Source organism: Lentzea sp. NPDC054927 (assembly GCF_053610285.1).
This window is the reverse complement of record NZ_JBSGXZ010000024.1, coordinates 116,240-129,667: the sequence shown is the minus strand read 5'-3', so window position 1 is coordinate 129,667 and position 13,428 is coordinate 116,240. Positions and strand designations below refer to the sequence as shown.

The window sequence follows — 13,428 nt, the reverse complement described above, 5'->3', positions numbered from 1 at the left end:
TGTCCGATGTGGACACGCCCCGCTCGCCGGAACCGGTTGTCAGACGGTGACTCCACCGCCGACCGCGGTCGACGCGTGGCCGAGCTGGACCTGCCCGGCGGCGTCGTCGTCGGTCTTGATGACCTTCTTGTTGCGGCGGTTGCGCTTCTCGAGGTACGTCGCGAGCCACGAGAGCAGCAGGCACAGTCCGATGTAGATCAGGGCGACCACGATCATCACCGAGATCATCGGACGGCCGAAGCTGGGCGCGTCACCACCGATGCGGGTACCCCACCTCAGCAGCTCCTCGTAGGTGATGAGGAAGCCCAGCGCGGTGTCCTTCAGCAGCACGACGAGCTGGCTGATGATGGTCGGCAGCATCGCCCGCAACGCCTGCGGCAGCAGCACGAACGTCATCACCTGCGTCTTGCGCATGCCCAGCGCGTACGCCGCCTCGCTCTGCCCCTTCGGCAACGAGTTGATGCCCGCGCGGAAGATCTCGGCGAGCACCGAGCCGTTGTAGAGCATGAGGCTCAGCACGACAGCCGTGAACGCGGTCAGCTTCACGCCGGCCACGGGAAGGCCGTAGTAGAAGAAGAACATCATGATCACGAGCGGGATCGCGCGGAAGATCTCGACGATCACGGCCGCGGGAGCGCGCACCCACGCGTGGTCCGACAGCCGGGCGGCTGCGAAGAGCGCACCGAACGTGAGCGCGAGGATCGCACCGGCGGCGAACGCGCTGAGCGTGTTGCCGATCGCCTCGACCAGGGAGAGCTGGATCTGCTTGTAGTTGATCCAGTCGAGCCTGCGGGAGGAGAACTGGTCCGTGGCGATGAAGCGCATCACCGCGTACACCACGCCCGCGAGCACCGCCGCGATGCCGATGACGGCCATCATCTTGTGACGTGTGCGGGCCTTCGGGCCGGGGACGTCGAACAGCACCATGCTCATCGGGCCACACTCCACCGCTTCTCGAAGAGCTGCTGCGCGTACGTCAGCGGCATGACCAGGATGACGAACCCGAGCGCCACCCACAGGAGTCCGAACAGGACGTTCTCACCCTGCTCCGACAGCAGTTCGCGGATGTTGCCCGCCTGGACGACGCCGAAGCCCGAGGCGACGGTCGTGTTCTTCAGCAACGCGATCATGGTGCTCGTCATGGGCGGCACGACCGAGCGCAACGCCTGCGGCAGCACGATGTTGCCCAGCATCTGCGTGAACGTGAGACCCAGGGCGCGGGACGCCTCCGCCTGGCCGACCGGCACGGTGTTGATGCCCGAGCGGACGACCTCGCAGACGAAAGCCGCGGTGTAGAGCGACAACGCGACCACCGCCGCGGTGTAGTTGCTGATCTTCAGCACGTCCAGCAGCGGGTACGCGAAGACGAAGAACACGAAGACGAGCGTCAGCGGCGTGTTGCGCACGACCGTGACGTACGTCGTGCCGATGCCCCGGAACACCGGGACCGGGCTGACCCGCAGCGCGGCCAGGATCGTGCCCAGCACCAGCGACAGCACCGCGGAGATCGCGAAGAGTTGGAGTGTCTTCCAGAACAGGTCCAGGAAGAGCGGTAGGTGGTTGGTGAGGACGCTCATCGGTTTCCTTGCCGTCGTCCGCCGTCAAAAGGAACGGCCGGTGGACCCACGTGGGATCCACCGGCCACGTGAGAGACCGTCAGTAGCGGTCGATCTTCGGCTTCTCCGCGGACGAACCGGACTTGCCCAGCGAGTTGTCGTAGATCTTCTGCCAGGTGCCGTCGTCGAGCGCGGACTGCAGGACGTCGTTCAGCTTGTCGCGCAGCGCCTTGTCCTCCTTGGGCACGCCGATGCCGTACGGCTCGCTGGAGAACGTCTTGCCGACGACCTTCAGCTTGCCCTGCTCGGCCGCCGCGTAGCCCTTGAGGATCGCGTCGTCGGTGGTGACCGCGTCGACCTCACCGTCGAGGAGCTTGGTGACGCACTGCGAGTAGCCCTGGAACTCGATGACGTTGGCCGCCTCGGTCAGGCCCTCCTCCTTGATGCGCTTGGCCGGCGTGGAGCCGGTCACCGAGCACACCTTCTTGCCCTTGAGGGTCTCCTTGCCGGTGATCGTGGTGTTGTCGGCCTTGATCAGCAGGTCCTGGCCGGCGACGAAGTACGGTCCGGCGAAGCCGACCTTCTCCTTGCGACCGGCGTTGATCGTGTAGGTGCCGACGTAGTAGTCGACGTCACCGTTGATCAGCGCCTGCTCGCGGGCGGCCGACTGGATCGTCTTGAACTGGATCTTCGTCTCGGGGTCGAAGCCCAGCTTCGCGGCGACCAGGCGCGCGATGTCGATGTCGAAGCCGCTGTACTTGTTCGTCGTCGGGTCCTTGTAACCGAGGCCCGGCTGGTCTTCCTTGACACCGACGATGAGCTCGCCGCGCGCCTTGATCTTCTCGAACGTGGGCGAGCCGTCGACCTTGACGTCCTTGGCGACCTCGAACAGGCCGGCGGGCGCGCCCTGGTCGGTCGGGGTGCCCTCCTTGCCACACGCGGTCAGGGCCAGTGCGCCCGTCAGCAGCACCGCCGCAAGGGTGCGAACCCTCATCGTCCTTCTCCTGCCATTCGTTCGAAAGTTGGGCTGACTACTAGTGAGTCAGGATCTTGCCAAGGAAGTCCTTCGCGCGGTTGGACTTCGGGGCCGAGAAGAACTCTTCCGGAGTGGAATCCTCGACGACCTCGCCGTCGGACATGAAGATGACCCGGTCCGCGGCCTTGCGGGCGAAACCCATCTCGTGCGTGACGACCAGCATCGTCATGCCGTCCTTCGCGAGACCCGTCATGACGTCCAGGACCTCCTGGACCATCTCCGGGTCGAGCGCCGACGTGGGCTCGTCGAACAGCATCACCTTGGGCTTCATCGCGAGCGCGCGGGCGATCGCCGCACGCTGCTGCTGCCCACCGGACAGTTGTGCCGGGAACTTCTCCGCCTGGTTGGCGATCCCGACCCGCTCCAGCAGTTCCATCGCGGTCTTGCGGGCGTCGGCCGCGGGGGTCTTGCGCACCTTCGTCGGAGCGAGCATCACGTTCTCGACGATGGTTTTGTGCGCGAAAAGGTTGAAGGACTGGAACACCATGCCGACATCGGCGCGCAGGCGGGCCAGTTCCTTTCCTTCGGCGGGAAGTGGCTGCCCGTCGACCTCGATGACACCGGAATCAATCGGCTCGAGGCGGTTGATGGTCCGGCACAGGGTCGACTTACCGGAACCCGACGGCCCCAGCACGACCACGACCTGCCCCTTCGGCACTTCCAGCTGCACGTTCTTGAGCACGTGCAACGGGCCGAAGAACTTGTCCACACCCGCCACACGAATCATCGGCGGGGCAGAGGCGGCAGTCATCCAGTCCTCCATTTGGGGGTCGTCGGCGTTGGCGGAAACCTAGGTGTCCGCCACCACACCAGTCCAGGACATTGAGCAAGACTTAGGGTCTCAACTCTGTCACAGGCAGACATCGGTTGCCCGGGAGGTAGCGAAAGTGCGCGTGCTGCTCGTCGAGGACGACGACAGGGTCGCAGAGGCCTTGGTCCCAGCCCTGACCAGACGGGGTTTCCACGTCGACCGGCAGGCGACGGGCCGCGGCACGCTCGACCGCCTCGCCGGCGTCGACGTGGTGCTGCTCGACCTCGGTCTGCCCGACATGGACGGCGTGACGCTGTGCCGTGCCATCCGGGCCGCCTCGGACGTCGCGATCATCGTCGTGTCGGCGCGGGGGGAGATCGACGACCGGATCCTCGGCCTGCACGCCGGGGCCGACGACTACCTGGTCAAGCCCTACGACGTGGGCGAACTCGTCGCCCGCGTGCACGCCGTCCGGCGTCGCCGCGGCGCCGACCCGGTCGGGGTGGGCGCGGTGTCCACGGAGGTGTTCGAGACCGGTGACGTGCGGGTCGACCTGGGGCGGCACGAGGTCACCGTCGCGGGGGAGTCGGTCGCGCTGTCCCGCAAGGAGTTCCAGGTGCTCGCGCTGGTGATGGCGGCGGGTGGCGCGGTGTGCACGCGGGAGCGCATCCTGGCCGAGGTGTGGGGACGGACCTGGTCGGGTGCCAACAGGACACTGGACGTGCACGTCGCGACGTTGCGCACCAAGCTTGGCCGGCCCGCGCTGCTGGAGACCGTGCGCGGTGTCGGATACCGGCTGGGGCAGGTGTGATCTCAATTGGGTGATCTTTTGTCGGGTGATCTTCGGTCGGCGTGTCGCGGCCGGGTGGGGTGACGGGCGGTGAGGTCCCGACTGCTGGGCGTGGTGCTCGCCCTGATCGTGCTGGTGCTCGTCGGTCTGGGCGTGCCGCTGGGCCGTGGCGTGGCGGCCGCTGAGCAGCAGGAGATGTTCCTCGACCGGCTCACCGACACCAGCCGGTTCGCCTCGCTGGCGCAGCGGCCGTTGATCGACGACAAGCCGGACCTGCTGCGGCCGGAGCTGGAGCGCTACGACGAGCTCTACGACATCGGCGTGGCGGTGGTGGCCCGCGACGCGCCGACCGTCGCGATGGTGGCGTCGCGCAACGACCTCGCGCTCGGTGACAGCGGGGTGCAGGACCTGGTCAGCAAGGCCCTGGCCGGGCGGCTGCCGGTCGCGCCGCCGTTGTTCATGCCGTGGAGCGAGACGAAGGTGGTGCTCGCCGAACCGATCCTGGTCGACGGCGAGGTGCGCGGCGCGGTGATCACGTTCTCGCCGACGTCCAAGACCCGCTTCGAGGTGCTGGCCTGGTGGGGGCTGCTGCTCGCGGCGTCGCTGCTGGTGCTGGCTCTGGCGGTGCTGCTGGCGTTGCCGGTGGTGCGCTGGACGTTGCGGCCGGTGCAGGCCCTGGACGACGCGACGGGCAAGCTCCTCGCGGCCGTGGTGTCGGGCCGGCCGGTGCCGCCGGTGGGCGCGGACAGCGGACCGCCGGAACTGCGGCAGCTCTCGCGGTCGTTCGACCAGATGGCCGCGAACGTGGGCGATGTTCTTGCCGCGCAACGGGCCTTCGTCGCCGACGCCTCACACCAGCTGCGCAATCCGTTGACCGCCTTGAAACTCCGTCTGTCCAACCTGGAGGGTCACGTCGACGCCGAGGCCGAGGTGCACCAGGTCGAGGCGTTGAGCGAGACCGACCGGCTGAACCGGATCCTCGACGAGCTGCTCGCCATGGCGAGAGCAGAGTCGAGCTCCGTGGACCCGGTGCCGGTGGACGTCGACAAGTCCGTGGCCGCGCGGCTGTCGGCGTGGCAGGCAGCGGCGGCCTCGAAAGAGGTCCACCTGGTGCTCGACGGGGAGCGCGTCGGCATGGCCCTCGCGCCGCCGCGCGGCATCGAGACGATCCTCGACGCGCTGCTGGACAACGCCCTGAAGTTCACGCCGGAGGGCACCCTGATCGTCGTCGACGCCCGCAAGATCGGCGAGGTCATCAGGCTCTCGGTCGCGGACCACGGGCCTGGTCTGCAGGCCGACGAGCTCGAACGCGCGACGGACCGGTTCTGGCGGAGTCCGGCGCACCAGAACGTGCCGGGATCCGGGCTCGGGCTCTCGATCGTGCGGCTGGTCGTCGAGCGCGTCGACGGCAACGTCCGCCTCGAATCGCCGGAGGACGGCGGGTTGAAGGTCGTGATCGAGCTGCCCGCCGCCTAGACCGTTGTTAGACCTTGGCTTCGCGGTAGTAGCGCATCGCGCCGGGATGCAGCGGTACCGGTGACGTCTCGATCGCCGACCGCTGTTCGATCGTGCGTGCCGCCGAGTGCGCCTTCACCAGATCGGGCTGCCCCTCGAACAGCTGCCGCACGAGCGCCTCGGCCACGTCGTCGGGCATCTCCTCGCGGACGAGCAGGAAGTTGCGCACGACGAGGGTGATGACCGGGCCGGACTGCAGGTTGTAGATGGAGGCGGGCAGCGTCGCCGACCCGTACACCGGGTACTGCTGACGGAACTTCGGCAGCTCGTCCTTCAGGTCGAGCATCCGCACGCCGAGCCCCTTGGCGAGGTCGGTGATCTTGCTCGTCGGCAGGCCGCCCGACCAGAAGAACGCGTCGATCCTGCCCTCCTGCATCGCCTGGGCGGAGTCGTCGAGACCGAGGTTCACGGCCTGCGGCGTGACGTTCTCGGACCGCAGCAGCCGGCTCGCGATGATCTCCACGCCCGATCCGGTCGCGCCGATCGACACCCGCAGTCCCGACAGCTCGCGCAGCTTCGTCACCGGCACGTCGGCGCGAACGATCACCTGCAGGTAGTCGTCGTGCATGCGGGCCAGCGCACGCAACCGGGAGGCACCCTCGACGCCTTCGACCGCGTCCGCCTGGGAGAAGCCGACCTGGGCCTGGTCGTTGACGAGCCGGGTGACGTTGTCCTTGGACCCGTCCGTGCGGACGACCTGGGGCCGCACGATGCCGAGCCGCCCGCTCCAGATGTCCGCCAGGCCGTTGCCGAGCGAGTAGTAGACGCCGACCTCGCTGCCCGTGGCCATCGTGATCTTGATGTCCGACACCGTGCTGCTACAGCCCGTCAGGACCGTTGCGGCGGTCAGCAGGCTCACGGCGGCATGTACTCGTCCCAGCACCACCGCATCGTGCCACGGGGGTGGTCCGCGCTTGCACCCGACGAAGGTCCTGCCTGGTCAACGTGCGGATGGGCCCGGGTTTCCGCAGTCCGCGCACATTGGGCCACTGACCAGGGTTTATCGTGTTGGGCGTGAGTACCGCGCAGGTTCGCAGAAGCTTCCAGATCCGCACGTTCGGGTGTCAGATGAACGTGCACGACTCCGAGCGGCTCGCCGGTCTGCTGGAAGGCGCGGGCTACGAGCGGGCCACCGAGGACGAGCAGGCCGACGTCGTCGTCTTCAACACCTGCGCGGTCCGCGAGAACGCCGACAACAAGCTGTACGGCACGCTCGGCCACCTCGCCCCGCAGAAGGCGGAGAGGCCCGGCATGCAGATCGCCGTCGGCGGCTGCCTCGCCCAGAAGGACCGCAGCGAGATCGTCCGCCGCGCCCCGTGGGTCGACGTCGTGTTCGGCACGCACAACATCGGTTCGCTGCCGGTGCTGCTCGAACGCGCGCGCCACAACTCCGAGGCGCAGGTCGAGATCCTCGAGGCGCTGGAGACGTTCCCGTCGTCGCTGCCGGCCGCGCGCGACTCCGCCTACTCGGGCTGGGTGTCGATCTCGGTGGGCTGCAACAACACCTGCACGTTCTGCATCGTGCCGTCGTTGCGCGGCAAGGAGAAGGACCGCCGTCCCGGCGACGTGCTCGCCGAGGTCCAGACGCTCGTGGACGAGGGTGTGCTGGAGGTGACGCTGCTGGGCCAGAACGTCAACTCCTACGGCGTCGAGTTCGGCGACAGGTTCGCGTTCGGCAAGCTGCTGCGGGCGTGTGGCGGCATCGACGGCCTCGAGCGCGTGCGGTTCACATCGCCGCACCCCAAGGACTTCACCGACGACGTCATCGCCGCCATGGCCGAGACGCCGAACGTGTGCCACAGCCTGCACATGCCGCTGCAGTCCGGTTCGGACCGGCTGCTCAAGGCGATGCGCCGGTCGTACCGCACCGAGAAGTACCTCGGCATCATCGACAAGGTCCGTGCCGCCATGCCGGACGCCGCGATCACCACCGACATCATCGTGGGCTTCCCCGGTGAGACCGAGGAGGACTTCCAGGGCACGCTGGACGTGGTGCGCCAGGCCAGGTTCTCCTCCGCCTTCACGTTCCAGTACTCCAAGCGCCCCGGCACGCCCGCCGCGGACCTGCCGGACCAGCTGCCCAAGTCCGTCGTGCAGGAACGGTTCGAGCGGCTCGTGACGCTGCAGAACGAGATGACCCACTCGTTGAACGTCGAGCAGGTCGGCCGCACCGTCGAGGTCCTCGTCGCCACCGGTGAGGGCAAGCGCGACGCCGAGACGCACCGCATGAGCGGCCGTTCCCGCGACGGGCGCCTGGTGCACTTCACGCCCGGCGCCACGGTTCCGCGTCCCGGCGACGTCGTCGAGACCGTCGTGACCTACGCGGCCCCGCACTACCTCGTCGCGGACGGCGACCCGCTGACGTGGCGCCGCACCAAGGCCGGTGACAGGTCGGCGGCGGGCATCAAGCCCAAGACCGCCGGCGTCGGCCTGGGTCTGCCCGCTTTCGGCGCGCCCGCCCCGCTGCCCGCCGCTGTGTCCGGGTGCGCCGCCCAGTGAGCGACGAGGACTTCCTGCGCAAGGAGATCGACGCCGTGGAACAGCAGGCGGCCAAGCGCATCGACCCCGGCACCGGAGCGCTGACGATCTCGATCGCCGTGCTGGCGTTGCTGGTGTCGCTGATCCTGCCGTGGGTGGGGGACAAGACGGGCCTGAACGTCCTGCTGGGCGACTCGACGAGCTTCGTGCCGCGGCTGTTCTCGTTCATCGCGCTCGGCGTCGGCGTGCTCGGTTCCGGCGTCACGCTCGCGGTGCGCCGCTGGGGGCTCGCGTGGGTGTGCGCGCTGGGCCTGTTCGCGGGCTCGGTGACGGGCGTGCTGTCGATCTGGACGCAGCAGACGACCACGAGCAACAAGACGATCGGCCCCGGTCCCGGCATCGGCCTGATCATCGCGGTGCTCGCGGTGATCGTCCTGCTGGTGAAGTGGGTCAGGATCGCGGCTTCCCGCCCGCCGCAGCTCTGATCCGTAGTACGGTCTCGGCTCCATTTCCTCTCAAACGGTGAGTCGAGGTCCCGTGGAATGGCGGACGAGACGTCCAACAGCATGTCCGGCGAGAACAACGGCACGTCCTTCATGGCGGGGGAGGTGCACGGCAACGTCACCTTCCACTCGCCGCGCAGGCGTTCGGTGATGGCGGTCGGCGGCGTGGCCCTCGGAGCCGTCGTGCTGGCGGCGGTGTTCATCGCCGGCACCCGCGTCGACGACCCGCCCGCCCCTGGCCCGGCGACCACGTCGACCACACCGCCGTCTCCGTCGTCAGCGCCACCGGCGACGACCACCACCGCGGTGCAGGCCGCGACCACGAAGCCGCCCAGCCCGGTCCCCCAGCCGCCCGCGCCCGCGCCGAAACCGGCCGACGACGGGCCTGGCTACCTGCTGACCGCCGGGAACAGCGGCGAGGTGGTCGACACCACCGGGGTCACTCTCGACGCCCTCCTGGTCGCAAGGAAGGCGGAGGGCGCGTACGAGGCGGACGTCCAACGGAGCTGGGTGCGCGAGTTCTCCAGCGCCACACCGGACCTCTTCCGCTTTCGCAACACCAGCAAAGGCCTGTGCCTTGAGACGGGTACCGGCGCGGCCGCCCGCGGTGAGTCGATGCGGCTCGCCGACTGCTCGTGGGAGCGCACCCACCAGCTGTGGCGCGCCAGGAACCCCGGCCAGGCCGCCAGTGCCGTCTCGGGGGAGTGCCTGGGGCCGGGCGACGCCTCGCCGCCGTTCGGCACCTCGGTCGTCGTGACCGCCTGCCAGGACGGTCCCGCGCAACGCTGGCAGATCTCCCGCTGAAACGCCCGAGGGTCCCTCTCCCGCGCGGGAGAGGGACCCTCGGTGCGTCACGAACTAGCGGGTCGCCAGCGCCTGCTCAGCGGCGGCGAGCCACTCGCGCCACTGCGCGGCCTGCGCCTCGGCCTGCTCCGTGCGGCGCTTGTCGCCCGCGGCACGAGCCTTCGCGGCCTGCGCCTCGAACTGCTCCACGCGCTCGCGGAACTGCGCCACGCGGGCCTCGGCCTCGGGGTCGGAGCGACGCCACTGCGCGTCGACCGCGCCGCGGACCCTCTCCTCGATCGTGCGCAGCTTGCCCTCGAGCTCGCGGATGCGCTCGCGCGGCACCTTGCCGATCGCGTCCCAGCGCTCCTGGATCTTGTAGAGCTGGTTGCGCGCCGACTCGAGGTCGCTCGACGGGTCGATCGCCTCGGCCTCGGCGAGCAGCTCCTCCTTCAGCTTCGCGTTCGCCGTGAACTCGGCGTCCCGCTCGCTGAACGCCTCGGAGCGCTTCTGGAAGAACGCGTCCTGGGCGGCGCGGAAACGCTGCCACAGCGCGTCGTCGGCCTCCTTGGGCGCACGCCCGGCGGCCTTCCACTCGACCATGAGCTCCTTGTAGCGACCGGCCGTGGGGCCCCAGTCGTCGGAGTCGACCAGCTTCTCGGCCTCTTCGACGAGCGCCTGCTTGGAGGTCTTCGCCACCGAACGCTGCCGGTCGAGGTCCGCGAAGTGCGAGCCGCGACGGCGGTTGAACGCGTCGCGCGCCTTCGAGAACCGGCGCCACAGCTGCTCGTCGGTCTTGCGGTCGACGCCGCGGATCGTCTTCCACTCGTCGAGGATCTGGCGCAGGCGGTCGCCGGCGACCTTCCACTGGGTCGACTCGTTGGCGATCGACTCGGCCTCTTCGACGAGCGTCTGCTTGCGGGCGACGGACTGGGCGCGGGCGGCCTCCTTGGCCTCCTTCGCCTTCTCCATGCCGGCCTCGGCCTGCACCAGCACGTGCTCGACGCGGGCGGCCAGCGCCTTCAGGTCGCCCACCACGGCGGCCTCGGCGAGCTGCTCCTTGACGTGCTTCGCGCTGGTCATGGCGTGCTTCGGGTCGCCGGCGCCGGTCTTCAGGCGCGACACCAGCAGCTCGACCTCGGTGCGCAGGTCGTCGAACCGGCGGGCGAAGTGCGCGAGGCCCTCGACCGGCTCGCCTGCCTGCCACGACCCGACGGCACGCTCGCCGTCCTCGGTCTTCACGTACACGGTGCCGTCGGCGTCGACGCGCCCCCAGCGGTCAGGGTGGTCCGACGCCACGGGGACGGCCGGAGGCGTCGCGTGCGCCGCGGTTTCCTTCGGCGTCTCCTCGACTCCAGCCTCGGCTGCGACCTCCACAGCACCCTCTGCTGGGGCGGCTTCGACCACTGCCTCCGGTGTGCTGTCCTGCTCCGACATCGCCGGTTCCTCCCATCTGACGCCCGTGCCTGCCACGGGCGCCCCGCCGCGGCGGGGCCGATGCAATACGGGCGCTGGAGGGTCTCCCGTCCCCAGTTCCCCGCGCGCATTCAAACAGGTCAGAGCTCGACTCGGTACTGGGAGTCCACGATAGGTAGCCTCGTTCGTCGTGATCACCCGTGCCGCGGTGGTGCCCCACCCACCTCTTCTGGTCCCAGAACTGGTCGCGGGAGCCGCCGCCGAAACCGAGCCCGTGCGCGCCGCAACCCTTGCGGCGGCAGGAAAACTGCCCGGTCCGTGGATCGCGGTGGCGGTCGACGCCTGCGGGCCGGCCACCGTTGTGCCACCGTTGTCGGGAACTTTTCTCGGTTTTGGTGTGGATGTACCTGTGTCACTCGGCGGTGACCTGCCTCCAGCCCCCCGAATTCCGTTGCCTGTGCTAATCACCGCGTGGCTGCGGGAACACTGCGGAGTCGAGGTGTCACGCGTTGAACTCGTACCGCCTGACCTGGCTCCTTCGGAATGTGTCTCGTTTGGACAACAACTCGCGGACGAGTCCGCCGGGCTGCTGATTCTCGGCGACGGTTCGACGCGGCACGGCATTCGCTCGCCGGGCTCGAACGACGAGCGTTCGGGGCCGTTCGATGAGCACGTGCACTCCCTGCTGGCCACCGCCGACGTGGACGGCCTGCTCGGCATCGACCCCGAACTCGCCCGTGAGCTGGGTGCGCAGGGCCGCGCGGCGTGGCAGGTCCTCGCCGGCGTGCCCGGACCGTGGCGCGGCACCGGCGCCGAGTTCTTCGCACCTTTCGGCGTGGGCTACCACGTCGCCCTCTGGGAGCGCCCGTGATCACCCCCATCGCTGTTGTCGGACCCACCGCGACCGGCAAGTCCGACCTGGCCGTCGCGCTCGCCGAACGGTTCGGGGGAGAGGTCGTCAACGCCGACGCCATGCAGCTTTACCGCGGCATGGACATCGGCACGGCCAAGATGACTCTCGCCGAACGCCGCGGGATCCCGCACCACCTGCTCGACGTCCTCTCCGTCACCGAGACCGCGTCGGTGGCGGCCTATCAGCGCGAAACGCGTGCCGTCATCGAACGCCTGCTCGCGGACGGGCGGCCGCCGATCCTCGTTGGTGGTTCGGGTTTGTACGTACAGGCGGTGCTCGACGACCTGAAGTTCCCCGGCACCGACGACGCCGTGCGCGAGCGCTTCGAGGCGGAGCTGGCGTCGGTAGGCCCGGAGGCGTTGCACCGGCGCCTGCAGGAGCTCGACCCGGCCGCCGCGATCGCGATCCTGCCGTCCAACGGCCGCCGCATCGTGCGCGCGCTGGAGGTCATCGAGCTGACCGGGCAACCGTTCTCCGCGAACCTCCCCAAGCCCGGCCCCGCGCGCTACGACACCGTCCAGATCGGCGTCGACCGCGAGGTGTCCGAACTGGACGCACGCGTCGACCTGCGCGTGGACGTGATGTTCGGTTCCGGTTTGGAGGACGAGGTGCGCGCCCTGGTCCGGCTCGGCCTGCGCGAGGGCAAGACGGCTTCTCGCGCGCTGGGCTACCAGCAGGTGCTGTCCGCAATGGACGGAGCGTGCACGATCGACTTCGCCGCGGAGGAGACCAAACGCGCCACCCGCCGGTTCGTGCGCAGGCAGCGGTCGTGGTTCCGGCGTGACCAGCGCATCACCTGGCTGGACGGTGCTCGGCCGGATCTTTTGGAAGCCGCCGGTAATCTGGTCCCGTGGAGTTCGTGAAGGGGCACGGCACGGAGAACGACTTCGTCATCCTGCCCGACCTCGATGACCAGCTGGACCTGACGGTGGCGCGCGTCCAGGCGCTGTGCGACCGGCAGCGCGGCCTGGGCGCGGACGGCGTGTTGCGCGTCGTGCGCTCCGAACCGGCGTCCGACGCCAAGTGGTTCATGGACTACCGCAACGCCGACGGTTCCATCGCCGAGATGTGCGGCAACGGCCTGCGCGTCTTCGCCCGCTACCTCGTCGACGCCGGGCACCAGCCGCAGGGCACGTTCGTCGTCGGCACCCGCGCGGGCGACCGCACCGTCACCACGCACCCGGACGGCTCCGTCACCAACGACATGGGCCCCGCCCGCATGACCGGCACGTCCATCGCGGCGGTCGACGGCCACGGCATCGGCGGCTTCGCGATCGACGTCGGCAACCCGCACCTGGCGTGCGTCACCGACGTCCCGGTCGACAGTTTCGACCTGACCGTGCCGCCCGGCTTCGACCCGGTGTTCTTCCCGCACGGCGTCAACGTCGAACTGATCAACGTCCTGGAAGCCGACGGTCCGCGCGGGGGCGCTCTGAAGATGCGCGTCTACGAGCGCGGCGTCGGCGAGACCCGCTCCTGCGGCACCGGCACCGTCGCGTCCGTCGCGTCCTGGCTCGCCGGCCAGGGCAGGACCACCGGCTCGGCGACCGTCGACGTCCTCGGCGGCCAGGTGTTCGTCACCATCGATCCGACGACGTCGACGCTCACCGGGCCCGCCGTGCTCGTCGCGCGCGGCGAGCTCGACAAGTCCTGGTGGGACGCCCTCGCCTAGTTCCCTGACTGATAT

At 69.3% G+C, this 13,428-nt stretch carries 14 protein-coding genes; 8 read left to right on the top strand and 6 right to left on the bottom strand.

Features of this window, described 5'->3' with window-relative positions:
* Positions 1-39: 39 nt before the first annotated feature.
* The 4 genes from ACWGE0_RS27855 to ACWGE0_RS27840 all read right to left on the bottom strand — a co-directional run bounded on the left by ACWGE0_RS27855 (position 40) and on the right by ACWGE0_RS27840 (position 3,319).
* On the bottom strand, positions 40-933 hold the full coding sequence (locus ACWGE0_RS27855; protein ID WP_452263842.1) for an amino acid ABC transporter permease: 894 nt from the start codon (positions 931-933) through the stop codon (positions 40-42).
* Complete coding sequence (locus tag ACWGE0_RS27850; protein WP_452263841.1) at positions 930-1,577, bottom strand: amino acid ABC transporter permease; 648 nt, start codon at positions 1,575-1,577, stop codon at positions 930-932. The genes ACWGE0_RS27855 and ACWGE0_RS27850 overlap by 4 nt, the downstream gene beginning before the upstream one ends.
* 79 nt (positions 1,578-1,656) lie before the next feature.
* Complete coding sequence (locus ACWGE0_RS27845; RefSeq protein ID WP_452263840.1) at positions 1,657-2,550, bottom strand: glutamate ABC transporter substrate-binding protein; 894 nt, start codon at positions 2,548-2,550, stop codon at positions 1,657-1,659.
* Between the two features lie 40 nt (positions 2,551-2,590).
* Positions 2,591-3,319: an amino acid ABC transporter ATP-binding protein gene (locus ACWGE0_RS27840; protein ID WP_319964722.1), complete on the bottom strand. Its 729-nt coding sequence runs from the start codon at positions 3,317-3,319 to the stop codon at positions 2,591-2,593.
* Between the two features lie 160 nt (positions 3,320-3,479).
* On the opposite strand from ACWGE0_RS27840, the gene ACWGE0_RS27835 reads away from it, so the two are divergent.
* Together ACWGE0_RS27835 and ACWGE0_RS27830 are read left to right on the top strand one after the other, a co-directional pair.
* Positions 3,480-4,154, top strand: a complete 675-nt coding sequence (locus ACWGE0_RS27835; RefSeq protein ID WP_319964593.1) for a response regulator transcription factor — start codon at positions 3,480-3,482, stop codon at positions 4,152-4,154.
* Between the two features lie 69 nt (positions 4,155-4,223).
* Positions 4,224-5,609 (top strand): sensor histidine kinase, encoded by a 1,386-nt coding sequence (locus ACWGE0_RS27830; RefSeq protein ID WP_452263839.1) that lies wholly within the window; start codon positions 4,224-4,226, stop codon positions 5,607-5,609.
* A 7-nt stretch (positions 5,610-5,616) separates the two neighbouring features.
* Here ACWGE0_RS27830 and ACWGE0_RS27825 read toward each other — a convergent pair whose 3' ends face one another.
* Positions 5,617-6,531, bottom strand: a complete 915-nt coding sequence (locus tag ACWGE0_RS27825) for a TAXI family TRAP transporter solute-binding subunit (protein ID WP_452263838.1) — start codon at positions 6,529-6,531, stop codon at positions 5,617-5,619.
* Positions 6,532-6,662: 131 nt separating this feature from the next.
* Here ACWGE0_RS27825 and miaB point away from each other — a divergent pair, with 131 nt between their 5' ends.
* The 3 genes from miaB to ACWGE0_RS27810 are packed head-to-tail and all read left to right on the top strand — an operon-like array spanning position 6,663 to position 9,433.
* Positions 6,663-8,147, top strand: a complete 1,485-nt coding sequence (gene miaB, locus ACWGE0_RS27820; protein ID WP_452263837.1) for a tRNA (N6-isopentenyl adenosine(37)-C2)-methylthiotransferase MiaB — start codon at positions 6,663-6,665, stop codon at positions 8,145-8,147.
* Entirely contained in the window at positions 8,144-8,611 is a 468-nt protein-coding gene (locus ACWGE0_RS27815) for an Rv2732c family membrane protein (RefSeq protein WP_452263836.1), read from the top strand. The genes miaB and ACWGE0_RS27815 overlap by 4 nt, the downstream gene beginning before the upstream one ends.
* 57 nt (positions 8,612-8,668) lie before the next feature.
* Positions 8,669-9,433 (top strand): RICIN domain-containing protein, encoded by a 765-nt coding sequence (locus ACWGE0_RS27810; protein WP_452263835.1) that lies wholly within the window; start codon positions 8,669-8,671, stop codon positions 9,431-9,433.
* 54 nt (positions 9,434-9,487) lie between these two features.
* Here the strand turns inward: ACWGE0_RS27810 and ACWGE0_RS27805 are convergent, their stop codons facing one another.
* Entirely contained in the window at positions 9,488-10,849 is a 1,362-nt protein-coding gene (locus ACWGE0_RS27805) for a DUF349 domain-containing protein (protein ID WP_452263834.1), read from the bottom strand.
* A 478-nt stretch (positions 10,850-11,327) separates the two neighbouring features.
* Here ACWGE0_RS27805 and ACWGE0_RS27800 point away from each other — a divergent pair, with 478 nt between their 5' ends.
* From ACWGE0_RS27800 to dapF, 3 genes are read left to right on the top strand one after another with little or no spacing between them, the layout of a single operon-like run.
* Complete coding sequence (locus ACWGE0_RS27800) at positions 11,328-11,699, top strand: hypothetical protein (RefSeq protein ID WP_452263833.1); 372 nt, start codon at positions 11,328-11,330, stop codon at positions 11,697-11,699.
* Positions 11,696-12,604: a tRNA (adenosine(37)-N6)-dimethylallyltransferase MiaA gene (miaA, locus tag ACWGE0_RS27795; RefSeq protein WP_452263832.1), complete on the top strand. Its 909-nt coding sequence runs from the start codon at positions 11,696-11,698 to the stop codon at positions 12,602-12,604. Before ACWGE0_RS27800 ends, miaA begins: the two co-directional genes overlap by 4 nt.
* A complete protein-coding gene (gene dapF / locus ACWGE0_RS27790; protein WP_452263831.1) occupies positions 12,592-13,413 on the top strand; it encodes a diaminopimelate epimerase in 822 nt (273 codons plus the stop codon). The genes miaA and dapF overlap by 13 nt, the downstream gene beginning before the upstream one ends.
* Positions 13,414-13,428: the final 15 nt, after the last annotated feature.